Origin of the sequence: Streptomyces anulatus, assembly GCF_014650675.1 — a bacterium.
Classification (GTDB): Bacteria; Actinomycetota; Actinomycetes; order Streptomycetales; family Streptomycetaceae; genus Streptomyces; species Streptomyces anulatus.
The window spans coordinates 487,330-511,767 of record NZ_BMVK01000003.1; the positions used below are offsets into that span (position 1 = coordinate 487,330).

Here is a 24,438-nt window from a genome sequence, read left to right on the forward strand (position 1 = left end):
AGTCCCTCACTGCTTCTTCGGGTTGTGGGTGGTTTCCTTCACCGGCAGGTCGACCGTGATGGGGCCGGCCTTCTCGAAGTGCAGCTCGACGGAGACCTTCTCGCCCTGCTTGGGCTTCTGCTTGAGCTTCATGAACATGATGTGGTTGCCACCGCGTTCGAGGTCGAGCTCACCGCCCGCGGGCACCTCGAACGAGGAGACCTTGCGCATCTTCTGGTTCTTCGTCTCGTGGATCGTGACGTCGTCGGAGAGCGGACTGGTCACCGAGGTGAGCCGGTCCCCGGTGTCGCCGTTGTTCTGGACGACGAGGAAACCGGCGGCCATGTCGCTGACGGGCTGCGGCAGATACGCGCCGACGACCTTCAGGTCGGGCGCGCTGTCCGACGAGCACCCGGCCAGCGTCAGCCCCGTGGTGAGGGCCAGGACGCCGGCGAGGGTCGCACGGCGGTTCACGGAGCCTCCCCCTTGAGCAGCTTGGGGAGGTCCTTCGTGTACTCCTCGGCCGTGGTGTCCTCGCCGTAGAGCACATACCCCTCGTCCGTCTTCGGGGAGAAGGCGATGACCTGGGCCCCGTGCATGGAGACGACGGTCCCGTCCTTCTCCTTCTTCGGCGCGTCGATGCCGATGCCGATCTGCCGCGCCCCGGCCTGGATGGTCGGGAAGTCGCCGGTGAGACCGGTGAAGGAGGGGTCCTGGGCGGAGAGCCACTTGCCGAGCGAGGCGGGGGTGTCGCGCTCGGGGTCGGTGGTGACGAAGACGACCTGGAGCTTCTCCTGGTCGGCCTTGGGCAGCTCCCGCTTGGCGAGGGAGATGTTGCTCATGGTCAGCGGGCAGACGTCGGGGCATTTGGTGTAGCCGAAGTAGATGAGCGTCGGCTTGCCCTTGGTCGCCTCGCGGAGGTCGTACTCCTTGCCGTGGGTGTCGGTGAGGACGAGGTTCGGCTTGGTGAACGGCTGGTCGAGGACGGTCGCGGCCTTGTTCTTCGGCGCGGCGCTGACGTCGGCGATGGATGAGGACTCCGCCTTGTCGTCAGCGGTGCCGCAGGCGGAGAGGGCCAGTGCGGCCGCGGCGGCGAACGCCACGGCCGTCACTGCTTTGGTAGTGCGCATGGGATGAGGTGTCCTGAACGTGGTGCGGGTGAGGGAACCGGCCGGTCAGGCCGAGCGGCGACGTCCGGCGAGCACACCGAACGCGATGCCCCCGATGCCGATGACGATGCCGATGATGCCCAGCGTGCGGGCGGTGGTGTCGCTGGACGAGGAGGACGCGACGGTGCTGCTCTTCTCGGACGACGCGTCGGTGTCGGCGGCCTTGTGGTCGTCGGCCTCCTTGGCGTCGTCGGCCGCGCCGCCGTGGTGGTCCTCGGCGGCGGCGGTCAGCTTCAGGACGGGGGCCGGGCTGTCGGGCTCCTCGCCGCCCGCCGCGGGCTCCTCGATCCAGCGGACGACTTCCTTGTTGTCGTACGTCTGGATCGCCTTGAAGACGAGCTGGTCGGCGTCCTCGGGAAGCGCGCCGACGGAGACCGGGAACTGCTGGAAGTAGCCGGGGGCGATCTCGCCCTCGTCCGCGGTCCAGGTCACCTTGGAGACGGCCTCGGTGATCTTCTTGCCGTGCACCTCAAGAGGCTTGTCGAGCTTGCTCTTGGTGATGTCGATCTTCCAGCCGGGGACGGCCTGCGGGGTCACGGACGACAGCGGGTGATCGGCCGGGAAGTTCACTTCGAGCTTCACCGTCGAGGCCTGGTCGCGCTCGTTGGGGACCTTGAAGTTGAGCGTGGCGTATCCGCCCTTGGCGGCCTCGCCGACCGGCTGGACGCTGACGTGGGCGGCGGCCGGGCCGGCGATCAGCAGGACGGTGGACGCGGCGACGCCGCCGGCGAGGGCGATACGGGAAAGCTTCATGGCAGGAATCTCCACAGGGGAAACGGAACACGGTGGTCCGGCGCGCGGGTGCGCGGCGGCATCACGACACCTCGTGGTCCGGTTCCGTGGGCGTACGGTGCACAGGAAGGTGCACGGACGGGTCCCGCGGGTTCGGTGGAGGCGTCGCGTCAGGCTGCGAGGGCGTACGGGGCCGGAGGCCCGCGCCTGATCACCAGATGTTGCAGAGGATCCCCGACGGCCGGTACCGGCACCTCGTCGGAGTGGCGCGGAACGCGCGGACCGGCCAGGAGCTGCTCGCGCGCCCCGGCCCGCAGGGCGCGGACGAGCGCGAGCGCGGCCCGCAGGGACCGCAGCCGGGCCCCGGCCGCCAGCGCCTGGGCGCTGTGGGCGGAGAGCCGGGCCAGTCCGAAGAGGGCGATCTCGCCGCGTCGTAGCAGCCAGCCGGTGGCGAGCGCGACGAGGACGTGGGCCAGGAACATCGGCAGGCTCGGCAGCAGCGCGGACACCGCGGCGCAGACCTGCGCGATGCCGGAGGCGCCGTCCGGGGCCGCCGACGCGGCGGTCCCGACCGCTCCGGCCCCGCCGTCCGCGAGATGACCGTGGGTCCCCGCGAGCGTCGACGGGTCGATGCCGGCGGAGGAGACGATGCGGTGGGCGTCGGTCGCGTTCAGCTGCGCCGGTCCGGCACCGCAGACGAGGCCGGCGGCGAACCGGATGAGCGGGTTGTCGCCGCCCGTGGGCGCGGCGGCGGCCGGGGCCCGGTCGTGGTTGCCGTACGCGAAGAGCATGTGCAGGAGGATCTGCCCGCCGGCCAGCGCGCCCACGATCGACGGAAGGGAGCGTTCCCGTCCGGCGAGGACCGTGGCGAAGCCGAGGATGCCGAGGAATCCGGCGAGCAGGGTCCACGCGGGGACGGGCGCTCCGGCGGCGAGCGCGTGTCCGGCCGCGGACAGCACGACGCAGGCCGCGGTGAACACCGCGGCCCTCATGAGCCGCAGACCGGCTCCGGCGTGTGCGAGAGGCGTGGACATGGCCGGGACATCATCGCACTGCACCCCCCTGCGCCGTACGGCAGGTCCGGAAGATCAGGCTCCGTCCCCAACCGTGCTTGTTGGGCCCGTTCGCGGGGGATGTACGGACCGGGGGCGCGCACCCCGGGGCACCGGACGCACGCCCGGTGACCTGGTGCCGGGCGGGTTTATACACCGGGTGGCCGAAAATCCACATCCGCCGAATGAGGGCTCTCCCACCCGATCCGTGCTTACGAAGTGCCGAGGGCGGCAATACGTATCGATACGTCGAGCCGCAGCCAGGAGGCTGAAAGATGAGCATCTGGTGGTCTCTCCATTTGCGGCGCGAAGCCGCGAGCGTCCCGCTCGCCCGTCGTTTTCTGCTCGGCACCATGGAAACCGCAGGGGTGGATCCGGACATCTCCTTCGACCTGTCGGTCGCGCTCAGCGAGGCCTGTGCGAACGCCGTCGAGCACGGCGGCGACCGTACGGCTCTCGGGGAACCGGGGGATACCGGGTACGGACGCCCTGCCGCGGACTCCGGGCAGTACCGGGTCACGGCCTATCTGGACGGCGAGAAATGCCGTATCGAGGTCAGTGACTCGGGGCCGGGCTTCCCCGCCCGGCGCGCGCTTCGCCCAGCCGCACCTTCCGAACAGCAGCACACCCGGCCCGCGCTTCCCGCGCGGGACGCCGAGGCCGAGAGCGGCCGGGGTCTCGACCTCATCCAGCAGCTCTCGGACCACGTCCAGTTCGGCAACCGGCCGGGCCACGGCGCCGTGGTGCGCTTCGACAAGGTCCTGAAATGGCGCGAGGGCGCGCTGCTCACGGTGTAGTGAGCAGCGCGCCCTCGTGAGAGGTACGGCAGTGGGTCAGCCCTTCAGCCGCGCCATCCAGGCCTCGACCTCGTCGGCCTGGCGGGGCAGCGTGTCGGAGAGGTTCCGGTTGCCGTCCTCGGTGACGAGGATGTCGTCCTCGATCCGGACGCCGATGCCCCGGTACTCCTCGGGCACGGTCAGGTCGTCGGCCTGGAAGTACAGACCCGGCTCCACGGTCAGGCAGACACCCGGCTCCAGGACACCGTCCACGTACGCCTCGGTGCGCGCGACGGCGCAGTCGTGGACGTCCATGCCGAGCATGTGGCCCGTGCCGTGGAGGGTCCAGCGGCGCTGGAGGCCGAGCTCCAGGACCTTGTCCACGTCCAGGTCGCCGAGCAGACCCCACGCGACGAGCTTCTCGGCGAGCACGCGCTGCGAGGCGTCGTGGAAGTCGCGGAAGGTGGCGCCGGGCTTCACGGCGGCGATGCCCGCCTCCTGGGCCTCGTACACCGCGTCGTAGATCTTGCGCTGGAGCGGCGAGAACGTGCCGTTGATCGGCAGGGTGCGCGTCACGTCGGCCGTGTAGAGGTCGTTGGTCTCCACGCCGGCGTCCAGGAGCAGCAGCTCGCCGGAGCGGACGTCGCCGTCGTTGCGGACCCAGTGCAGGGTGGTGGCGTGCGGACCGGCGGCGCAGATCGAGGCGTAGCCGATGTCGTTGCCCTCGATGCGGGCACGCAGGAAGAACGTGCCCTCGATGAAGCGCTCGCTGGTCGCCTCGGCCTTGTCCAGGCTCTTCACGACGTCCTCGAAGCCGCGCGCGGTGGCGTCGCACGCCTTCTGCAGCTCGGCGATCTCGAAGGCGTCCTTCACCAGGCGGGCCTCGGAGAGGTAGACGCGCAGCTCCTCGTCGCGCTCCGCGGTGACCTTGTCGGTGAGGGCGGACTCGACGGACGGGTCGTGCCCACGCACATTGCGGACCGGGCCGGTGGCCTCGGTCAGGGCGGCGGTCAGCTCGCGGACATCCTTCGTGGGGATGTTCAGCAGCTGCTCGGCCTCGGAGAGGGAGTTCCGCCGGCCGACCCACAGCTCGCCCTGGCCGTCGAGCCAGAACTCGCCGTTCTCCCGGTTGGAGCGCGGCAGCAGGTACAGGGTCGCCTCGTGGCCGCCGCCCTTCGGCTCCAGGACGAGAACGCCGTCCTGGGTCTGGTCGCCGGTGAGGTACGCGTACTCGGTGGAGGCGCGGAAGGCGTACTCGGTGTCGTTGGAGCGGGTCTTCAGGTTGCCCGCGGGGATGACCAGGCGCTCGCCGGGGAAGCGGGCGGAGAGCGCGGCGCGCCGGGCGGCGGTGTGCTCGGCCTGGGCGATCGGCTGCAGGCCGTGCTGCTCCGTGTCGGCCCAGCCGGACTTCATGTTGTCGGCGAGCTCGTCGGAGATGCCCGGGTACAGGCCGTTCTTCCGCTGCTTGACCGCTTCCTCTGCTTCGTTCTCCTCGGTCTCCTGCTCCGGGTTCTCCGGGATGAGCTCCTCAGACACGATGTGTTTCTCCTTGAGTACGACACTGGACCACAACCCATCGTACGGGCGTACGGAAGGGGGCACAGGGCCGAAGGACCTCTTACCGGAGAGACCGCCGGCGGATCGGTCGAAGGGGCGGCGGACCGATGTGGGCGGTCAGTCGAAGTGGGCGGCGAGGATCACGACGTCCTCGGCGGAATCGCTCCGGTCGAGGCCGTCGGGGAGCATCGTGCGCAGGACGTGGTCGGCGACGGCCGCCGGATCGTGCCGGTCCGACTTCGGTACGGAGGCGGCGGCGGAGTGCAGCCGGGCGAAGGCGCGGTCCATCGCGTCCCCGGTACGGCGCAGCAGCCCGTCCGTGTAGAGCAGCACCGTTTCGCCGGGTGCCGGGCTGAACTCCACGCTCGGCGCCTCCCAGCAGGCGAGCATCCCCAGCGGGGCGGAGAGTGTGGTCTCGACGAACTCGCAGCGCCGTTCGCCGAGGACCAGGGGCGGGGTGTGTCCGGCCCCGGCCAGCACGACCTTGCGGGCGGCGGGCTCGCAGTAGGCGAAGAGGGCGGTCGCGGTCCGCGCGGGCTCGGTGAGCCGCAGCAGCAGTTCCAGGTCGGAGAGGACGGCGACGGGGTCCTCGCCCTCCATCACGGCGTACGCCCGCAGGCTGGCGCGCAGCCGGCCCATGGCGGCCATGGCGCTCGGTCCCGACCCGCCCACGGAGCCGACGGCGAGGCCGAGCGTGCGGTCGGGAAGCGGCAGCGCGTCGTACCAGTCGCCGCCGCCCCGGGGGCCGGTGCGGTGCCGGGCGGCGAGCTGGACGCCGGGGATCCGGGGCAGCCGGCTGGGCAGCAGCTCCTCGGCGACGGCGGCGACGTCCGCGCGGGCGCGCTCCAGCTCGATCAGACGGGCCAGGTGTTCGGTGGCGTAGCGCGCGTAGAGGCCGGCGAGGTGGCGCTGCTTCTGCGCGGGCTCGGCCGGTTCGTCGTAGAGCCAGACGGCCGCGCCGAGGCGGCCGGCCGCCTCGGAGGCGAGCGGGAGGGCGTAGCTGGCGGCGTAGCCGAGCCGGGCGGCGACCTCGCGGTGCCGGGGGTCCAGGTCCTTCTCGCCGAGCAGGTCGGGGCTGGTGACCCCGTCGACGGTGTCCGGCAGCCCGTCGAGGACGCGGCCGAGCGCGGTGGCCGCGCGCGGCACGGTCTCGATGTGGCCGAGCTCGGCGTGGCTGAGTCCGAGGCCGAGGGTGGCGGAGGGGCCTTCGCCGTTCGCCGGTTCCAGAACGAGAAGTCCGCGGCGGGCTCCGACGAGGGCGGCTCCGGCCTGCAACAGCTCGTTCAGGGCGTCGTCGAGGGTGTTCGTCCCGGCCAGCCGCTCGGTGAGTTCGTGCAGGGTCGTGAGGTCCGAGACCCAGCCCGCGAGCCGGTCCTGGATGAAGGGTCCGGGCGGTCCCGGAACCTCCGTCAGGGGAGCGGAAGTGTGCGTTGAAACCGGAACTTCTGGATCGATTCCAGCCACTTTCGGCAGGTGTGGGGCGCTCATGGCAGCCAGCTTTCCGACCGGTGCGATTCGTCGAATAGCATCGCAAACCCCCATGTGATTCTGCGCCACTATCAATGCATCCACATGTACACGCACAAGTAACCCGATGTCCAGCATTGTCCCTTCGGGTGCCGGGTGATTCGCGCTCTCCCAGTGTCGGTTAACTTGGCCGAAAATTGCACCCTATGGACGCTATTTACGATCGACTGGGGCTGCTCAACAGGGGGTACCTCCGGGGTCAAGTCGCCGGAGGAGCGTCATTCCGGGCATGCTGGGTACGTAAACGGTGATGCGCGGGTGCGGTTGTGATCGCCCAGGAACCCGGCAGCGGGTTCGGGCGTCCTTACCCGTGAAGGTGACGCCCCCGCCCCGGACGGCGGGGTTCGCACCGGGGACGGCAGGCGAGGCGCATGCCGCCCACGCCCAGCGATCACCGGCCCGGCTCGACCCGCTCGGTTCGACCCGCACGACTCCGCCGGGGCAGCACGAATCCGCTCGGGCAGTTCGGCCCCGCTCGGTTCGACTCCGCTCGACTCTGCTCGGTTCGGCTCTGTTCCACCCCAGATCGGTTCTATTCGGATCGGTTCCACTCGGCTCGGCTCGACTCACGCTCGGTATCGACGGCACGCCCGTACCGCAGAACTGATGAGCACGTACGCACAGCGATGAGATACGCACGTGGTGTCACACACGCGTGGTGTCATGTGGACTCGGCGTTCAACGGAAAGGAACGAGCGCTCATGCGCGAGATCCTCGGAAGGCGACGCAGGCTCCGGCTCCGGCGCAAGGAGGGGACCGCCCGGCTCGACGCGGCCCTGACCTGCGCCACCGTATGGCAATGGCCCGTGCTCCCCGGAGTGGGGACGGCGCAGGCCGGCCCGCGCGGCGAGAGCGGCGGCCTCGGCTGCGCCTGCCCCGAACCCGACTGCGCCGTACCGGGCGCACACCCCTTCGAACCCGGCCTGCTGGCGGCCACCACGGACGAGCGCATGGTGCGCTGGTGGTGGACCCACCGGCCCGCCGCCCCCGTCATGCTGGCGACCGGCGGCCGTGCGCCCTGCGCGGTGAGCCTGCCCGCCGTGGCCGGCGCCAGAGCGCTGAGCGCCCTCGACGTCCTCGGCATGCGGCTCGGCCCCGTCGTGGCGACGCCCACCCGGTGGTCCCTGCTGGTGGCCCCGTACACCCTGGAACGGCTCGGCGAGCTGCTGTACGCGAAGGACTGGGTGCCCAGCTCGCTCCGGTTCCACGGCGAGGGTGGCTATCTCGTCCTGCCGCCGTCCCGGACCGGCGCGGGCCAGGTCCGCTGGGAGCGGCCCCCCGCGCGGCTCGGGGCCTCCGACGCCGCCCCGGTCTCCCACGGACGGGCGAAGGGCGGGGCTCCCGCGGTCGCCGCGCCCTGGCTCCCGGACGTCGAAGCGGTCCTGGACGCCCTGGTCGAGGCGAGCACCGGCGCTCCGGGCGGCGGCAGCCGACTGGCCCACTGACCGCCGCACGCTGACCTGCCCACGGGAATCACGGCGCCCAGGCGGTGTCCGGCCCGCGGCGTTCGGCTCGCGGTGCCCGGCTCGCGGTGCCCGGCTCGTGGTGCCCGGCTCACAGCGCCCGGCTCACTCGAACGGGTGTGAGCCGGGCCGGATCCCCGGTAAACGGGTGCCGCGCGAGCCGGCGGCGCCCATTGCGCCGATATCGTCGCCCCGTCGTCAGGAATTCCGCGCAGTCGCCAGGTGGGGCCACCATGAATGTCCGCGTGATCGGCCTCATGGCCGCCGCCGTGTTCGCCTGCCTGGTTCCGCTGGTCGCTTCCGCGGATCCCGCCGTTGCTCCGGATGCCGTATCGGGTGATCCGGCCGAGGCGAAAGCGTCTGGCGGATCGCCAGAAAGCGCGCGGACAAAGACTTTTGATGACCTGTCCGGAGAAAGCTCCGCCGCCCTTTCTCCGACGTTGCTGAAATCGCCATCGGGAATGAGTGCGGAAGCCGGATCTCTGTCCGAGTTTGATCGTTCCCCCTCTTTTGAGGGCGGCGATCTCAGGAAAGGCGGAGGCGGTGAGGGCGGTGGACGGCACCCGGAGGTGGTGGTCCGGTGCGGCCCCGAACTGGTCGCGCCGGAGGGCGTCGAGGCGCAGACCTGCGTCCTGACCCAGGGCGGCGGGGTCTGGGCGCGCGCCTACTACCGGAACGCGACCGGGGAAGAACTCCGGCCCGTGCTCTCGCTGATGGGGCCGGGCGGGCGGACCGTGGAGCTGCATTGCGCGCCGGCCACGGACGACGAGCCGGGCAGCTGCGAGACGCCGCGCGTCCCCTCCCTGGCTGTGCCCCGGTCCGCCACGGCGGTCGCGGAGTTCGTGGGCGCCGGGCCGGTGGACGAGGCGCCGCTGCTGCTTCGGGCCGGATCCGAGCGGGCGCCGGACGCCAGGGACTGACCGGGCCTGCGGAAAGGGCGCCGGACTCCGATGTGACGGACTCCGGTGTACGGACTCCGGCGCGGCGGGCGAGGTTTCAGGAGCGGTGTGGCCTCCGCACCCGGGGGCGTCACAGGGCGGGCCGCAGCCGGAAACGAAGACGCCCGGTCGCTGGCGACGGGGGATGCACCAGCGACCGGGCTTCTAGAACCGTAACAAGAGATCTGCCGTTCGCAAATTCGATCTCGCCTGTAGGGACGCCGATTTACTTACGAGTACGGCGAGTTGTGACGCGGGTCACCGTCAACGGCGTTCTGTCGTCACTGTCAGCTGAGGGTCACCTGGCGATTGGTGAGACCGCCCCGGGCGCGGCGCTCCTCGGGGGTGAGCGGGGCGTCGGACGCGAGTGCCGTCGCCAGTCGCTCGGCGAACTCGACGGCGGGCTTCTCGCACGCCTCGGCCCCCATCGAGCTGGGCAGGTCCCAGACCGGGACCATGAGCCCGTGCGCCCGGAACGACCCGACCAGACGGGTGTCGTCGCCGAGCGAGGAGGAGCCCGCGGCGTGCAGCCGGGCGAGCGCGTCGAGGAGCTGCTCCTCGGGGTGCGGCATGACCCAGCGCAGGTGGTTCTTCTCCGGGGTCTCGCACCAGTACGCGGCGTCGACGCCGGACAGCAGCGTCGTCGGGATCGCGGCGGCGTTCGCGCGCTCCAGGGAGGCGGACACCTCCGGCGTGGCGTTCTCCGCGTCCGGAACCCAGAACTCGAATCCGGAGTGCACGTTCGGCTCGAAGGCGGCGTCCGGGGCGAGGAGATCCTGGAGGCGCGGACCGTCGGCCGGCACGCGGCGGGCGGCGACCGGGGAGCCGGGCTCGGCATCCAGGGCGCGCTGGAGGGTGTCCGCGAGGTCGCGGCTGAGGTCGCCGGAGGAGGTGTCGTTCTGCAGGGCGAGCAGGACGGAACCGTCGTCGCGGCGCAGTGCGGGCCAGGCCATCGGCAGGACCGTCGCGAGCGTCACCGACGGAACTCCCTCGGGCAGCCCGTCCTTGAGGGTCAGTTCGACCGTGGCGGCGGGCACCAGCTCGCGCAGCGCGACCCAGTCGCACTCGCCCGCGAGTCCCTCGAAGGGGCGGTGCACGAGCTCGGTCACGGCCTGGGCGGCGGCGCGTCCGTGACACGCCTTGTAACGGCGGCCCGATCCGCACGGGCAGGGCTCACGGGCCCCGACGACCGGGATCTCACCGTCCTTGAGCTGCTGCTTCCCGGCCTTGGACTGAGGGCGCTTCTTGGCCATGGTGGGCATTCTCCCGATTGCTACAGTGCGGACTCGGCGCGAGCCTAGCCGCCCGGGGAGCCTCGCTCGTCCCCCGTACGTGCTCGGCGCACGCCGTCCGCGTGCTCGGGGCCACACCATCGGTGTGCGGGGCCCGCGTCGTCCGTGCGCCGTGCCCCGCGTCGTCCGTGCGCTCAGCCCACGTCGTCGAAGGCCTCGGAGAGGTCCAGGCCCTCGAACCCGGTGAGCCCGTCGATGCCGTTCGCGTCGATGCCGTTGGCACCGGAGCCGTTCGGGCCGGAGCCGTTGCCGCTGATGCCGGGCGGCTTCTTCGAGGAGACCAGGGCCCAGACGGTGACCTCGCCGGACGAGTCGTCCCGTACGCCCCATTCCTGGGCCAGGGCGCTGATGATGTTGAGGCCCCGGCCGCCGCGTGCCGTCACCGAAGGGGTGGCCGGAACCGGGCGGGTCGGGCCGCCGCCGTCCGTGACCTCCACGGTGAGCGCTCCGGCGGTGTCCACCCGCCAGGCGGCGCGGATGTCTCCGTCGCCGACGTCGGTGTGCCGCCCCAGCGGCCTGCCGTGCCGGCAGGCGTTGCTGAGGAGTTCGGAAAGGATCAGAACAGCGTCGTCGACGACGGCGTCCGACACCCCGTTGCCGCGCAACTGTTCACGCATCCGGTGTCGTGCCTGCCCCACGCCGGCAGGGCCATGAGGAATGGCCATGCTCGACGACGCGGGCACTTCTTGTGCCACCACCAACGCCACCCCCGAGACCTCCTTTGCCCCACGCCACGGGTTGGATGCCCCACTGAGCTGCACCGGAAACCGGCCAATGCACTGTCGGTGACGCACTCGTAACGATCGAACGCGCAGCGAGTGCGCCGGTGCACACCCCGTAACGGCCGAGGTCGGAGCCCTGGTGGGTCCTCATCCGTACTAAATGCGGCCCAGTTGGGACAGAACTTGCTTCGGGCGGTTGGTGATGATCGCCTCGACGCCGAGTTCGGCGCACAGGTCGACGTCGGCCGGTTCGTTCACGGTCCACACGTGCACCCGGTGCCCCGCACGGTGCAGCCGTTCGATGTACCCGGGGTGGCTGCGCACGATCCGCATGCCCGGTCCCGCGATCCGGGCCCCGGCGGGCAGCCGCCCGTCGCGCATCCGGGGCGTGACGAACTGCATCAGGTAGACCGTCGGCAGCGTGGGCGCGGCGGCCTGGACGCGGTGGAGGGAGCGGGCGGAGAAGCTCATGACGCGGATGGGCGAGGGGCCGTCCGCGGGCGGGTCGGCCAGCCCGAAGCGCTTCAGGAGATGCAGCAGCCGCTCCTCGACCTGCCCGGCCCAGCGGGTGGGGTGCTTCGTCTCGATGGCCAGCTGCAGCGGCCGCCCGGTGGCCCGGACCTCGGTGAAGAGCTCCAGGAGCCGTTCCAGGGTGAGTACGGAGGTGAGCTCGCCCGGCACCGGATCCCAGTCGGGCGACTCCTCCCGGTCCTTCCAGGAGCCGAAGTCGAGGGCGGCGAGGTCGGCGAGCTCCAGCGCCGACACGGCGCCGCGCCCGTTGGACGTACGGTTCACCCGCCGGTCGTGGACGCAGACGAGGTGGCCGTCGGCGGTGAGCCGGACATCGCATTCCAAGGCGTCGGCACCGTCCTCGATCGCCTTGCGGTAGGCGGCCAGGGTGTGCTCGGGGGCATCGTCGGATGCCCCGCGGTGGGCGATGACCTGGATGGAGGTGTGCGCGCTGCGCTGCCGTGCGTGGGTCACCCGCGCCATGGTGTCACCGCCACGGGGATGGCTGAGCACATGTCACCCTGGAGGTCTGTTTTGTCGGATGTAAAGATTGGTGTGCGGATGCACAGGTCCTGCTTACAGTGGCCCGACGTGTTGTGGGAAAAGCTGACCGTAGACACGTGCACAGCGGATTTCTTGCCGAACGCCGACTGGATGCCGAGTGGAACCGAGGAGTAAAGAGCTGTGAGCACCGAGAACGAGGGCAACGAGGGCAACGCGGTACCGGCCGCGCCGTCCGTTCCGTCCGCACCTCCCGGGCCGGCCGCCACTCCCGAACCGGCGACCGACGGAGCCACGCCGCCGCCGGCCTCGGCCCAGGACCAGGCCCAGGACGGCGCGCACAGCACGGCGCACGACCCCGTGCACGACACCGCGCACCTTCCCGTGCACGACACCGGCGCAGGGGAGGCCGCCCCGCACGCCCCCGGCGCGGGGGCCCCGGCACCGGGAGCACCGGCGCACGCCGAAGCGCCGCGCCACGACCCCACGCACCAGGGCGCTCCGGTCACGCCCGCATACGCCCAGGGCGCCCACCCGACGCCGTCCCAGCCGCCGCAGCCGCCGCAGCACTCCCCGTACGGAGCGGCGCCCGGATACGGAGCGGAGCCCGGACTCCCCGCGGGCGCGGCGTCCTGGCCGCCGCCTCCGCCCGCCGTCCCGTCGTACGCCGACGGGGGCGCCGGTCACGCGTCCGGCGGTATCGGCGACGGCAGCGGCCACGGCCCGGTCTGGGGCGCTCCGGTGCCGCCCGGCTCCGAGTCCCCGAGCGGAAAGAGCGGCAAGGGCCGAGGGAGCGGCCTGGTGGCGGCCGTGGCCGTCGCGGCCCTCGTCGCCGGTGGAATCGGCGGAGCCCTCGGTTTCTGGGCGGCCGACCGGAACAACGACGGCAACGGCGGCGGCTCGACGACCATCTCGGCGTCGGACACCCCGAGGGACCTGAAGCGCCCGGCGGGCACGGTGGCCGGGGTCGCGGCGAAGGCGCTCCCCAGCGTGGTCACCATCGACGCGCAGGGCGGCGACGGCGAGGGCGGCACGGGTACCGGCTTCGTGTACGACAAGGAAGGCCACATCCTCACCAACAACCACGTGGTGGCCTCCGCCGCGGAGTCCGGCGAACTGTCGGCGACCTTCTCCGACGGCAAGAAGTACGCCGCCGAGGTGGTCGGCCGGGCGCAGGGCTACGACGTGGCCGTGCTGAAGCTCAAGAACCCGCCCGCGGGCCTCGCCCCGCTGCCCCTGGGCAACTCGGAGGGCGTCGCGGTCGGCGACTCGACGATCGCGATCGGCGCGCCCTTCGGCCTCTCCAACACGGTCACCACGGGCATCATCAGCGCGAAGAACCGCCCGGTGGCGTCCGGGGACGGCTCCAGCAACAAGAACTCGTACATGAGCGCCCTGCAGACCGACGCGTCGATCAACCCGGGCAACTCCGGCGGCCCGCTGCTGGACGCGACGGGCGCGGTCATCGGCATCAACTCCGCGATCCAGTCGACCGGCGGAGGCCTCGGCCAGTCCCAGGCCGGCTCCATCGGTCTCGGCTTCGCGATCCCGATCAACCAGGCCAAGAACGTCGCCGAGCAGCTGATCAAGACCGGCAAGCCGGTCTACCCGGTGATCGGCGCGACGGTCACGATGGAGGAGAAGACGGGCGGCGCGGCGATCTCCGCCGAGGGCGCGGGCGGCACCCCCGCCGTCACCCCGAACGGCCCGGCGGCCGACGCGGGCCTGAAGGCGGGCGACGTGATCACGAAGTTCAACGACACCGTGATCGACAGCGGCCCGACCCTGATCGGCGAGATCTGGACCCGCAAGCCGGGCGAGAAGGTGACCCTGACCTACGAGCGCGACGGCAAGACGGCCACGGCCGAAGTCACCCTGGGCCAGCGCGAGGGCGACAGCTGACCGGCTAGGCTGTCCCACGCGTCGAACCGGCCCCACGCGGGCCTGACGGCCCATCGGCTTGCACAGCGACCGGACCGCCGACGCGGGGTGGGTTGCCCGAGCGGCCTAAGGGAACGGTCTTGAAAACCGTCGTCGCAGCGATGTGACCGTGGGTTCAAATCCCACACCCACCGCAGGCGAGAGGCCCCTGACCAGTACGTAGGGTCGGGGGCTTCTGCCATGCCCGTTCCCCGCCGGGCACCGCTGTTCCCCCTGGTTTCCCGCTCCATCGGGCACGGAAGGGGCACGCGGGGGGCACGGCTGGGCCACGGCTTTGGAGCTGCCGGGGTCAGTTCGTCAGCGGTTGATCGGGATGACGGCGTACGGCTCCCAACTCGTCGACAACTGGACCGGCTTCCCGTCCGCAAGGAACACGCACGTCGTATGCACGCACAGCTCCCCCTCGGCGATCCCGAGCCGCGTCGCGATCTCCGCCGGGGCCGGCACCTTCGCGTCGGTCCGGCTCTCCCGGTCGCCCTGTCGGCGAAGGGCCACTACGCCCGGCCGGTGCCGGTCGGGATGATCAGGTGGCGACGGCTGCGGATACCTGGCTCAGCGGCGATGACGCGACTGATCCCGTTGTCTGAGTTGGCGCCGAGAGGATCGCGTCCCAGGGACTGTGGTCATGCCGCCATTCGGGTTCCGCGGCGCCAGACGGCACGGGTGTTGAGGGTGTCGCTGATGGTGCTGGTCGGGTCGCCGTCGACCAGTAGGAGGTCGGCGCGGAGGCCCTCGGCGATGCGGCCCCGGTCGCTCAGGCGGAAGCGGCGGGCCGTGGCCGCCGTGGCCGCGCGCAAGGCCCGTGCGGGTGTGAGGCCGGCTGTCACCAGGTACTGCAGTTCGTGGTGCAGGCTCGCTCCGTGTGCCAGGCCCCCGAAGAACGTCTCGGGCATGGAGACGTCGGTTCCGGCGAGCACGTCGACACCGGCAGCGTCCAGTGCGCGCACGGTGTCGTAAACGTCGTGGAGCTTGCCCTGCGGGTAGCGGTCATAGCTGGAGCGCAGGGTCCGGTCCCAGTCGGCGTCGAGGCGTGCGGCGACCCGGGGGTCGTCGGCGAGTTCGCTGCCGGTGATTCCCATCATCGAGGCGTTGAGAGTGATGCAGGGGATGACGAACATGCCCGCGTCCTTGATCAGGCTGATGATCTCGGCGGTGTGCGGCCGGTCCATGAACACGTGGGTGACGCCGTCGATGCCGGCTTCGGCGGCCATCCTGGTGGCGTCCACGGTCAGCGCGTGGGCCACGGTCAGGGCGCCGTACTTCTTGGCTTCGGCGACACCGGCGTGCACGGTGGCCCGGTCGAGGGTGGGCAGCCCGGGGTGTCCCTCCACGCTGCCGTCGTCGATCATGAACTTGATGAAGTCGGACCCCCGGGCGAGGAGCTGCGGCACGAAGGCGGCGGCCTCCTCGGGCGTGGTGGAGAACGGCATCAGGGGCATGACCGGAGGAAGGTCCCACTTGGGCCGAAACCCTTCGGGCATCAGCTCGCTCGGGTGACCGCCGGGCGGTGTGATGGCGAAGCCGGAGGAGCGCACGTCGGCCTGTGTGTCGTCGTCGGTGATGGCCCCCCGGTTCTCCCGGGTGTTCATCCCCTGCATCTCCAGTTCGGTCGTCACCCCGAACCGCAGGGCGAGCGCCAGGGAGCCCGGGGCGGAGTGGACGTGGGCGTCGATGAGTCCCGGCAGCAGTGTGGCGCCGCTGCCGTCGACGATCTCGCTGCCCTCGGGAGCGTCGCCGCCGACGCGGGCGATCCTCCCGCCGTCGATGACCACGGTCCGCACGCCGACCGCCTTCTCCCCATCGAAGATCTGCGCGTTGGTGATCGCGGTGAGCGCCATGGCGGTCCGCCTCTTTCCTGGCTCGTTCAAGATTTACATACCTGATGCTATGGACTTATTGAATGGTATGCAAATGTGCCGGCCGGGCCTAGAATCGGCACATGAGCAGCACCTCCTCCGAGCAGCCCCCCGACGACCGGACGCTGGATCAGATCGGTCCGGCGCTGTCCCGCCTGCGGCGACGCGCACCGGCAACGGGCAAGGATCTCTCCCGCAACCTCGTGCTCAACGTCATCGCCGACGCGCCGGGCGAGACGACCGTTGGCGGGCTTGCCGCCGAGATGGGCGTCGCGCAGCCGGTGGCCAGCCGGACCGTCGCCGCCTGCATAGCGGAGGGGCTGCTGCGGCGGGCGGCATCCCAGTCCGACGGACGCCGCACCGTGCTCGAACTCACCGAGCACGGCGAAGCCGAACGCAACCGCTTCGCCGTCGAACAGCGAGAAGCGTTCCTGGAGATCACTGCCGCCTGGTCACCGGAGGAGCGAACCCAGTTCGCACGGCTCCTGACCCGATACGGAGTCGACGCCACTGCCTGGTCCAGGAAACAGACCCCAAGCCGCGATTGAACGAGCAGCGCCCCGAGACCGAGCAGCACCCCGAGACCGAGCCACGGCCAGGAGCTCAGGTGCCGATGCGCTGACGCCCTGACCAGCACGTATGGCCGGGGGCCTCTGCCATGCCCGTTCCCCGCCGGGCACCGCTGTCCCCCTGGTGACGGATAGGGTCGTGGCCATGGGGGATGGGAAGACCCGCACGTGCGTTTGGTGCGAGAAGCAATTCACGCGGCGTTCGCTGTGGCGGGCGAAGCGCTACTGCAAGCGGTGGCACCAATGCGTGCACTACGGCGCGATACTGGTGGGCTCCTTGTTCTCCTGAACGATCGAAAGTCTTGAGAACCCCCGTCAGGCCGCGCCGTCCGTCTCCCCGCCCCGTCCCGAGGTCAGCCGTGCCGCCGAGGCGATCGCGGCGCGGGCCTCGTGTTCCGGGAGTCCGGTGCGGACGGCGGCGGCGGTGAGCGCGTCCGCCAGGGCGTCGCCGAAGCCGTGTTCGTAGGCGCGGCAGGCCGCCCAGAACAGGCGGGTGTTGCGCTGGCCCTCGTGGGCGGCCAGGACGAACTGCACCAGGCCCTCCCCGCGACGGGCCGCGCTCGCCGGTGCGCCGGGGGCCGGGCCCGTGCCGGTGGCCGGTCCGGACGCGGGGCCCGAGGCCGAGCCCGTACCCGGGCGGGCGGTGCGGCCGGGCGGTGGGGTCAGGAGGCGGAGAAGGGCGCGGGGGCAGGGGGCCGGGGTGAGGTGGGCGGTGCCGGGGGCCAGGCGGTAGCGGCCGTGGGCGGTGACCGAGCCGGGGCCGACCAGATAGCCGCCGCTGCCGCGGATGTCGATGCCCGGGGCGAGGCGGCCGGCGGAGTTGGGGACCGTCGCGTCGGCGGGCCCGGTCAGCCAGAGGTGGCGGCCGCCGCTCGGGGTGAGCACCGTGACCGTCGGCGGGATGGTGAACAGGTGCTGGAGGGCCAGCTGCCGCAGCGCGCCCGCCGCGTCGCTGCCGTACGCGGGGTCGACGTCCAGGTCGATGCCGATGAGGCGGTGCGGAGCCCGTCCGCAGGCGATGCCGTAGCCGGTGGCCCGGGGCGCGGCGGCGAAGAGAGCGCGGACGGCCGACGGATCGGTGGTGGCGTCGTGCACCCCGTGTCCCGGCAGCCCGCATTCACCCCGGCAGTGCGCCGGCGGCTGCTCGCCCCGGTGCGGGGAGCGCAGGGCGGGGAGCTTGGTCGCGGACAGGGGGAAGACGGGGAGCCCGCGTCCGGCGGCGGCGAGGGCATGGGCGAGGGCCAGGGTGGGGGTCTGCCGGTCGATGGTGGCCATGCTTTCAGTTTCGTACATGCGTTCGAATAAAGGAAGGGGGAGGTCGGGGGGTGGGGTGGAGGTGTCCGGGGAGGGGTGGGTGGCGGAACGCTTCTTCCCAGGTGCGCCAACGGGTCGCCGGGATCACCTCGCTGACCTGGGCTTTCGCGCGGCTTAGGAGGTTTATCCGCTCTTCGTCATACGTGAGGGGGAATCGGGAGGTGGTGAGGGGTTCGCCGGGGGCGCGCTGGGCAACTCTGGTCTCGCGACGTTGTGAACAGCACCGGGGTGGTCGGCCAACTCCCCCGGGACCAGCCGAATATGAAGCCGCAATTCCGTTTCCTGGAGGAAATGACATGGCAAGTATCCGTACCGCTCGTGCCCTCGCCGCTGTCGCTGCTCTGCCCCTGGCCGTCGCGCTCTGCGGTGGGGTCGCCATGGCGGACAACGGCTCCTTCGCGAACGACGGATCGAACGCGGCTGTGGCGACGGTCGGCGGAAGCGGTGTCGGCGGCATCAACACCGGGAACTCGTCCACCACCCAGCAGCAGGCGGTCGGGACCGGTGCGTCGAACCAGAACACGTCCGCCCAGGTGAACGACTCGGCCTTCGTGCCGATCGACCAGTCGGACCACAGCGTCGCGGTGAACTTCACGCCCATCTTCTGGTGATCCTCCTCGGGCGACACGGGTGACGTGGTCGCCGGGACCTTCCGGGGGGTGGGTTCCGACAGGCCGAACAGCAGCCCGCACGAAGGCACTTCGGTGTCCTCGTGCGGGCTGCCGCCGTCTTGACAGGGGTCAGTATCTGACGGACAGTCAGAAACGTCGGAACGCGGGCCACCGGACGCCGGGTACGCCGGTCGCCGGTCGGAAGCGCTCCGGCTTTTCCGTATCCGCAGCTCTGGAGGCCCCTCCGTGCATCTCGCTCCGACGGAACGCCAGCAGCGGCTCCGTGCCGAACTCCGTGCGTACTTCCGCGCGCTGACGCCCGACGCGACGCCCGACGCGGCGCCCGACGCGACGCCCGACGCGGCGCCCGACGCGGCGGACGATGGGCAGGGCGGGGGGAGGGGCACGGGAGGCGTGCCGGACGCGGATGAACAGCGGCGGCTGCTCCGCCGGATCGGCGCCGACGGCCTGCTCGGTCTCGGCTGGCCCGAGGAGTACGGCGGCCGGGGCCGGGGCCCCGACGAGCAGTTCGTCTTCTTCGACGAGGCGTACCGGGCCGGCGCCCCGGTCTCCATGGTCACGCTCAACACCGTCGGCCCGACGCTGATGGCGTACGGGACCGAGGAGCAGAAGGCCTACTTCCTGCCCCGCATCCTCGGCGGCGACCTCGTCTTCGCGATCGGCTACAGCGAGCCCGAAGCGGGTACGGACCTGGCTGCGCTGCGGACCCGTGCCGTGCGCGACGGAGACGACTGGGTCATCGACGGCCAGAAGATCTTCACCAGCAACGCCCAGCAGGCGGACTGGATCTGGCTCGCCTGCCGTACGGACCCCGAAGCCCCCAAGCACCGCGGCATCTCGATCATCCTGGTGCCCACGGACTGCCCCGGCTTCTCCTGGACGCCGATCCGGACGGTGGGCGGGGTCACCACCACCGCCACCTACTACGACGGCGTACGCGTCCCGGCCACGAACCTCGTCGGCGCGGAGAACCAGGGCTGGCGGCTGATCACCAGCCAGCTCAACCACGAACGCGTCGCCCTGGCCGCGATCGGCATGCAGGCCGAGGACTTCTACGAGGAGGCCCTCGCCCACGCCCGTACCCCCGATCCCGTGACCGGGCGCCGGCGGATCGACGAGCCGTGGGTGCGCGCCCGGCTCGCGGAGGCGTACGCCCGGCTCGCGGCGACGCGCCTGCTGAACTGGCGGCTGGTCGACGCCGTCGGCGCCGGGGCGCCCTCCCCCGGAGAGGCCAGCGGAGTGAAGTTCGCGGGCACCGAGAGCGCCGTCGAGGTCTACCGGATGTGCCAGGAGGCCGTCGGCGACGCCGCCCTGCTCCGGGGTGGCTCTCCCGGCTGCTTCGGGCCCGGCGGTGAGCTGGAGCGGATGAACCGCGCGGCGCAGATCAACACCTTCGGTGGCGGCGTCGGCGAGGTGCAGCGCGAGATCGTCGCGACGGTCCGGCTCGGGATGACCCGGAGCAAGCGATGAGCGATCGGGAGGATGACGTTCAGCAGCACGAGGCCCGGGAACCCGATGTTCAGGAGCACGAGGCCCGGGATCAGCTGTACGAGCAGCTCGCCGCCTACGAAGGCCGCGCCGCCGCCACCGGGGGCAGGGGCAAGGACCCGGTCAACGAGCCCATGATCCGGCACTGGTGCGAGGCGATGGGCGACACCTCCGCCGCCTACCGGGGCCCGGACCCCGTCGCCCCGCCCACGATGCTCCAGGCGTGGACGATGGGCGGGCTCTCCGGGCACACGGACGGAACCGGGCGCTCCGCGGCGTACGACGAGATGTTCGCCCTGCTCGACGGCGGCGGCTACACCTCCGTCGTCGCGACCGACTGCGAGCAGGAGTATCTGCGGCCGCTGCGCCCCGGCGACCTGATCACCTTCGACACGGTCATCGAGTCCGTCTCCCGGCGCAAGACGACCAAACTCGGCACCGGCTACTTCGTCACCACCCGCACGGACGTCCGTGCCGACGGCGAACCCGCCGGAACGCACCGGTTCCGCATCCTCAAGTACCGCCCCGCACAGCGGAGAAAGCCCGTCGGGCCCGCCCTGCGCCCCCGGCCCGTGATCAATCGCGACAACGCCGGATTCTGGGCCGGGGTCGCCGAGCACCGGCTCCTCGTCCAGCGCTGCACCGACTGCGCGACCCTGCGCCTCCCCTGGCTGCCCGGCTGCAACGCCTGCGGCGGCGCGGAGTGGGACACGGTCGAGGCGGGCGGGGAGGGCACGGTCTTCAGCCATGTCGTGATGCATCACCCGCCGTTCCCCGCCTTCGGCCCGACCGGCGAGGGCGGACCGTACGCCGTCGCGCTGATCGAGCTGGCCGAGGGCGTCCGCATCGTCAGCAACGTGATCGGTGTGCCGTACGACAAGGTCCGCGTCGGCATGCCCGTACATCTGGAGTTCCTCCGTACGGACCCCGACCTGGAACTTCCGGTCTTCCGGGCGAGCGAAGGCGGTTGAGATGGACTTCACCCCGAGCGAGGAGCAGTCCGCCGCGCAGGGACTGGCCGCGAGCGTCTTCGGCGACCTGTCCACGCACGATCGGCTGGCGGCGGCCGGCACGGGCACGGACGCGGAGTTGTGGAAGGAGCTGTGCGCGGCGGGACTGCCCGGCGCGGTCGAGGACGTCGGGCTGCTCGGCCTCGTCCTGCTGCTGGAGGAACAGGGCCGGACCACCGCCCAGGTGCCGTTCGCGGCCTCCTGTGTGTACGGGCTGCTCGCGGTCGCCGAGCACGGGACGCCCGAGCAGCGCGAGCGCCTGCTTCCGGGCCTGCGCGACGGTACGGCGGTGGCGACGGGCGCGTTCCCGGCGCGGGGCGGCGTACACACCTCGGACGGTGCGCTGTACGGGGCCGTGCCCTGGGTGCCGTGGCTGCGCGACGCCACCCTGGTGCTGGTCGCGGACGCCGACCGGGCCCTGTGGATCGTGGAGGCGGGCGCTCCGGGCGTCGAGGTGACCCCGGTGGAGACGACCGCGCCCTGGGCGGCGGGACGGCTGGTTCTCGACGGCGTACGGGGGGAGCGTCTGGGGGGCGGGCCGGAGGCGTACGCGGCCGTCCTCGCCGCCGCCCGTACCGCGTTCGCCGGACTTCAGGCCGGGGTGTGCGCGGGCTCGCTCGCGCGCGCGGTCCAGCACACGGTCACCCGCGAGCAGTTCGGGCGCCCGCTCTCCACCAACCAGGGCGTCCTGCTCCGCGCCGCCGACGCCCACATGGACACCGAGGCGATCCGGGTCACCGCGTACGAGGCCGCCTGGCGGCACGACGACCGGAGGCCGTACGCAGCGCAGGCGCTGACCGCCGCCTGGTGGGCCTCGGAGGCGGGCAAGCGGGTCGTCCACGCGGGCCAGCACCTGCACGGCGGTACCGGGGCCGACCTCAACCACCCGGTGCACCGGCACTTCCTCTGGGGCCGCCAGCTCGACGCGTATCTCGGCTGCGGCGGCGAAGTCCTGGAGGAGCTCGGCCTGTTGCTCGCGGCGGGCCGTCAGGAGGAGGCGTCGTGACACAGGCGTACCGCGTCGGCGACGAGCTGCCGCCCCTGGACATCCCCCTGACCCGGACCCTGATCGTCGCCGGGGCCATCGCTTCGCGCGACTACCAGGACGTGCACCACGACGCGGACCTGGCGAAGGAGAAGGGCTCGCCCGACATCTTCATGAACATCCTCACCACCAACGGGCTCGTCGGCCGCTACATCACCGACCACTTCGGCCCGGCCGCCGTCCTCCGCAAGGTCGCGATCCGTCTCGGCGCTCCCAACTACCCGGGCGACGTCATGCGGTTGACCGGCCGTATCACCGAGCTGTCCGGACCGGCCGGCGAAGAGCCCGTGCGCGCGACGATCGCCGTCACCGGCGACAACGGCATCGGCCGCCACGTCACCGGCACGGTCACCCTGGCCCTCCCGGCCCGGAGCGACGAAGGGGCCGGAGCATGAGCATCCGTAGAGCCGACTCGCTCGGCGGGAAGGCCGCGATCGTCGGCATCGGGGCCACCGAGTTCTCCAAGGACTCCGGCCGCAGCGAGCTGAAGCTGGCCGTCGAGGCCGTCCGCGCCGCCCTCGACGACGCGGGCCTCACCCCCGCCGACGTGGACGGGCTCGTCACCTTCACCATGGACACCAGCCCCGAGATCACCGTCGCCCAGGCGGCCGGGATCGGCGAGCTGTCGTTCTTCTCCCGGATCCACTACGGCGGCGGCGCGGCCTGCGCCACCGTGCAGCAGGCCGCCCTGGCGGTCGCGAGCGGGGTCGCGGACGTCGTCGTCTGCTACCGGGCCTTCAACGAACGCTCCGGCCGCCGCTTCGGCTCCGGCGTCCAGCGGCGCGAGCCCACCGCCGAGGGTGCGGCGCTCGGCTGGAACCTTCCCTACGGGCTGCTCACCCCGGCCTCGTGGGTGGCGATGGCGGCCCAGCGCTACCTGCACGCGTACGGCCTCGACCCGGAGGTCTTCGGGCACGTGGCGGTGGTCGACCGGCGGCACGCGGCGCGGAACCCGGCGGCGTACTTCCACGGGAAGCCCATCACTCTCGCCGACCACGCCGCCTCCCGCTGGATCGTGGAGCCGTTGCGGCTGCTGGACTGCTGCCAGGAGACGGACGGCGGTCAGGCCCTCGTCGTCACGAGCCTGGAGCGCGCCCGGGACCTGCCCCGGCCGCCCGCCGTGGTCGTCGCGGCGGCGCAGGGCGCGGGCCGGTCGCAGGAGCAGATGACGAGCTTCTACCGGGACGGGCTGACGGGCCTGCCGGAGACCGCCGTGGTCGCCCGGCAGCTCTGGCGCAGCTCCGGGCTGTCCCCGGCCGACATCGACGTGGGCATCCTCTACGACCACTTCACGCCGTTCGTCCTGATGCAGCTGGAGGAGTTCGGTTTCTGCGGTCCCGGCGAGGCCGGGGCGTTCGTCGCGGCGGACACCCTGCCCCTGAACACCCATGGGGGTCAGCTGGGGGAGGCGTACCTCCACGGGATGAACGGCATCGCGGAGGCCGTCCGGCAGATCCGGGGGACCTCGGTGAACCAGGTGGCGGGGGCGGCGAGGTCGCTGGTCACGGCCGGTACGGGGGTGCCGACGTCGGGCCTGGTCATCGGTGCGGATGGCTGAGCGGCGACGCCCGGCCCCCGGGGGCTCTCGGGGGCGGACCCCTAAGGCCGGGCGGAGGCCCGTCCACCTTCAGGAGGTGCAGGGTGCACACCCCCTACAACCTGAGGCGGACGACGCTTCGGGACCTGGGGCCGATCCCCTCGGCGGCGCTCGCTCCTAGCGTGGGATACATGACCACGCCAGTCTGCACGGGCGCCTCCAGGGCGGCCTCTGCCACCGCCGCCGGCCACCCCCACACGCCCTACGCGTCGTTCTCCTCGTACGTACGGGCCCGTGGGCCGGTCCTGCTGCGTACCGCGCGCTCGCTCACCGCGAACCCGTGCGACGCGGAGGACCTGCTGCAGACCGCGCTCGCCAAGACGTACGTGGCGTGGGAGCGGATCGAGGACCACCGGGCGCTGGACGGCTATGTCCGCCGGGCGCTGCTCAACACCCGCACCTCGCAGTGGCGCAAGCGCAAGGTCGACGAGTTCGCCTGCGAGGAGCTGCCCGAGCGGGAGGCCTTCCCGGCGCCGGACCCGGCCGAGCAGCAGTCGTTGCACGACGCGATGTGGCGAGCGGTGCTCAAGCTCCCGGACCGCCAGCGCGCGATGGTCGTCCTGCGCTATTACGAGGACCTGAGCGAGGCCCAGACGGCGGAGGTGCTCGGCGTGTCGATCGGTACGGTCAAGAGCGCCGTCTCCCGTGCCCTCGGCAAGCTCCGCGAGGACCCGGAGCTGACGCCGGTCCGCTGACTCCGGCCGGCGCGGCCGCTCCGCCGCGAGGGCCCCGGACCCGGCTTTCCCGACAGGAATTTTCCCGCGAGTA

Annotated in this window: 23 protein-coding genes, 1 tRNA gene and 1 pseudogene; 13 read left to right on the forward strand and 12 right to left on the reverse strand. The window is 71.9% G+C overall.

Features of this window, described 5'->3' with window-relative positions:
- Positions 1 to 6: 6 nt before the first annotated feature.
- From IE272_RS10615 to IE272_RS10630, 4 genes are all read right to left on the reverse strand, one after another.
- On the reverse strand, positions 7 to 453 hold the full coding sequence (locus tag IE272_RS10615; protein WP_190006703.1) for a copper chaperone PCu(A)C: 447 nt from the start codon (positions 451 to 453) through the stop codon (positions 7 to 9).
- Positions 450 to 1,109, reverse strand: a complete 660-nt coding sequence (locus IE272_RS10620) for an SCO family protein (RefSeq protein ID WP_050359901.1) — start codon at positions 1,107 to 1,109, stop codon at positions 450 to 452. The genes IE272_RS10615 and IE272_RS10620 overlap by 4 nt, the downstream gene beginning before the upstream one ends.
- Positions 1,110 to 1,154: 45 nt before the next feature.
- A complete protein-coding gene (locus IE272_RS10625; protein WP_050359902.1) occupies positions 1,155 to 1,901 on the reverse strand; it encodes a YcnI family copper-binding membrane protein in 747 nt (248 codons plus the stop codon).
- A 149-nt stretch (positions 1,902 to 2,050) separates the two neighbouring features.
- Positions 2,051 to 2,914 (reverse strand): hypothetical protein, encoded by an 864-nt coding sequence (locus IE272_RS10630; protein WP_190006704.1) that lies wholly within the window; start codon positions 2,912 to 2,914, stop codon positions 2,051 to 2,053.
- 293 nt (positions 2,915 to 3,207) lie between these two features.
- On the opposite strand from IE272_RS10630, the gene IE272_RS10635 reads away from it, so the two are divergent.
- The gene (locus IE272_RS10635) at positions 3,208 to 3,729 is read left to right on the forward strand and encodes an ATP-binding protein (protein ID WP_050359904.1); all 522 of its coding nucleotides are present in this window, start codon (positions 3,208 to 3,210) and stop codon (positions 3,727 to 3,729) included.
- Positions 3,730 to 3,765: 36 nt separating this feature from the next.
- On the opposite strand, the gene IE272_RS10640 is transcribed toward IE272_RS10635, so the two are convergent.
- A complete protein-coding gene (locus IE272_RS10640; protein WP_050359905.1) occupies positions 3,766 to 5,244 on the reverse strand; it encodes an aminopeptidase P family protein in 1,479 nt (492 codons plus the stop codon).
- A gap of 138 nt (positions 5,245 to 5,382) precedes the next feature.
- The gene (locus IE272_RS10645) at positions 5,383 to 6,870 is read right to left on the reverse strand and encodes a PP2C family protein-serine/threonine phosphatase (RefSeq protein WP_190006705.1); all 1,488 of its coding nucleotides are present in this window, start codon (positions 6,868 to 6,870) and stop codon (positions 5,383 to 5,385) included.
- Positions 6,871 to 7,493: 623 nt separating this feature from the next.
- Here IE272_RS10645 and IE272_RS10650 point away from each other — a divergent pair.
- Together IE272_RS10650 and IE272_RS38645 are read left to right on the forward strand one after the other, a co-directional pair.
- Positions 7,494 to 8,237: a bifunctional DNA primase/polymerase gene (locus tag IE272_RS10650; protein WP_050359907.1), complete on the forward strand. Its 744-nt coding sequence runs from the start codon at positions 7,494 to 7,496 to the stop codon at positions 8,235 to 8,237.
- A gap of 251 nt (positions 8,238 to 8,488) precedes the next feature.
- Positions 8,489 to 9,175, forward strand: coding sequence for a hypothetical protein (locus IE272_RS38645; RefSeq protein WP_229897261.1), 687 nt, complete (start codon positions 8,489 to 8,491; stop codon positions 9,173 to 9,175).
- A gap of 305 nt (positions 9,176 to 9,480) precedes the next feature.
- On the opposite strand, the gene IE272_RS10660 is transcribed toward IE272_RS38645, so the two are convergent.
- The 3 genes from IE272_RS10660 to IE272_RS10670 form a co-directional block, all read right to left on the reverse strand.
- Positions 9,481 to 10,446, reverse strand: coding sequence for a DUF5926 family protein (locus tag IE272_RS10660; protein ID WP_050359908.1), 966 nt, complete (start codon positions 10,444 to 10,446; stop codon positions 9,481 to 9,483).
- 173 nt (positions 10,447 to 10,619) lie between these two features.
- Complete coding sequence (locus IE272_RS10665; RefSeq protein WP_079044210.1) at positions 10,620 to 11,279, reverse strand: ATP-binding protein; 660 nt, start codon at positions 11,277 to 11,279, stop codon at positions 10,620 to 10,622.
- Between the two features lie 84 nt (positions 11,280 to 11,363).
- Positions 11,364 to 12,200 carry a glycerophosphodiester phosphodiesterase gene (locus IE272_RS10670; RefSeq protein WP_098891012.1) on the reverse strand — a complete coding sequence of 279 codons (837 nt, stop codon included), beginning with the start codon at positions 12,198 to 12,200 and terminating at the stop codon, positions 11,364 to 11,366.
- Between the two features lie 201 nt (positions 12,201 to 12,401).
- Between IE272_RS10670 and IE272_RS10675 the strand changes: the two genes are divergently transcribed.
- Entirely contained in the window at positions 12,402 to 14,120 is a 1,719-nt protein-coding gene (locus IE272_RS10675; RefSeq protein WP_190006706.1) for a trypsin-like peptidase domain-containing protein, read from the forward strand.
- 86 nt (positions 14,121 to 14,206) lie between these two features.
- Positions 14,207 to 14,293: transfer RNA gene (locus IE272_RS10680), tRNA-Ser, on the forward strand.
- A 187-nt stretch (positions 14,294 to 14,480) separates the two neighbouring features.
- Here IE272_RS10680 and IE272_RS10685 read toward each other — a convergent pair.
- Together IE272_RS10685 and IE272_RS10690 are read right to left on the reverse strand one after the other, a co-directional pair.
- Positions 14,481 to 14,654, reverse strand: a pseudogene (locus IE272_RS10685) (UTRA domain-containing protein); the annotation flags it as partial.
- Between the two features lie 128 nt (positions 14,655 to 14,782).
- Positions 14,783 to 15,997, reverse strand: coding sequence for an amidohydrolase family protein (locus IE272_RS10690; RefSeq protein ID WP_190006797.1), 1,215 nt, complete (start codon positions 15,995 to 15,997; stop codon positions 14,783 to 14,785).
- A gap of 101 nt (positions 15,998 to 16,098) precedes the next feature.
- On the opposite strand from IE272_RS10690, the gene IE272_RS10695 reads away from it, so the two are divergent.
- Positions 16,099 to 16,563, forward strand: a complete 465-nt coding sequence (locus IE272_RS10695) for a MarR family winged helix-turn-helix transcriptional regulator (protein ID WP_007453917.1) — start codon at positions 16,099 to 16,101, stop codon at positions 16,561 to 16,563.
- 336 nt (positions 16,564 to 16,899) lie between these two features.
- On the opposite strand, the gene IE272_RS10700 is transcribed toward IE272_RS10695, so the two are convergent.
- Positions 16,900 to 17,859: a bifunctional DNA primase/polymerase gene (locus IE272_RS10700; RefSeq protein ID WP_190006707.1), complete on the reverse strand. Its 960-nt coding sequence runs from the start codon at positions 17,857 to 17,859 to the stop codon at positions 16,900 to 16,902.
- 335 nt (positions 17,860 to 18,194) lie between these two features.
- On the opposite strand from IE272_RS10700, the gene IE272_RS10705 reads away from it, so the two are divergent.
- The 7 genes from IE272_RS10705 to IE272_RS10735 all read left to right on the forward strand — a co-directional run bounded on the left by IE272_RS10705 (position 18,195) and on the right by IE272_RS10735 (position 24,365).
- Entirely contained in the window at positions 18,195 to 18,509 is a 315-nt protein-coding gene (locus tag IE272_RS10705; protein ID WP_073867247.1) for a hypothetical protein, read from the forward strand.
- Between the two features lie 246 nt (positions 18,510 to 18,755).
- Positions 18,756 to 20,000: an acyl-CoA dehydrogenase family protein gene (locus IE272_RS10710; protein ID WP_190006708.1), complete on the forward strand. Its 1,245-nt coding sequence runs from the start codon at positions 18,756 to 18,758 to the stop codon at positions 19,998 to 20,000.
- Positions 19,997 to 20,989, forward strand: a complete 993-nt coding sequence (locus IE272_RS10715) for a bifunctional MaoC family dehydratase N-terminal/OB-fold nucleic acid binding domain-containing protein (protein ID WP_229897262.1) — start codon at positions 19,997 to 19,999, stop codon at positions 20,987 to 20,989. Before IE272_RS10710 ends, IE272_RS10715 begins: the two co-directional genes overlap by 4 nt.
- A gap of 1 nt (position 20,990) precedes the next feature.
- Positions 20,991 to 22,034 carry an acyl-CoA dehydrogenase family protein gene (locus tag IE272_RS10720; RefSeq protein WP_190006709.1) on the forward strand — a complete coding sequence of 348 codons (1,044 nt, stop codon included), beginning with the start codon at positions 20,991 to 20,993 and terminating at the stop codon, positions 22,032 to 22,034.
- Positions 22,031 to 22,468, forward strand: a complete 438-nt coding sequence (locus IE272_RS10725) for a MaoC family dehydratase (protein ID WP_190006710.1) — start codon at positions 22,031 to 22,033, stop codon at positions 22,466 to 22,468. Before IE272_RS10720 ends, IE272_RS10725 begins: the two co-directional genes overlap by 4 nt.
- The gene (locus IE272_RS10730) at positions 22,465 to 23,631 is read left to right on the forward strand and encodes a lipid-transfer protein (protein ID WP_050359920.1); all 1,167 of its coding nucleotides are present in this window, start codon (positions 22,465 to 22,467) and stop codon (positions 23,629 to 23,631) included. The genes IE272_RS10725 and IE272_RS10730 overlap by 4 nt, the downstream gene beginning before the upstream one ends.
- A gap of 170 nt (positions 23,632 to 23,801) precedes the next feature.
- A complete protein-coding gene (locus IE272_RS10735; RefSeq protein ID WP_030077401.1) occupies positions 23,802 to 24,365 on the forward strand; it encodes a SigE family RNA polymerase sigma factor in 564 nt (187 codons plus the stop codon).
- Positions 24,366 to 24,438: the final 73 nt, after the last annotated feature.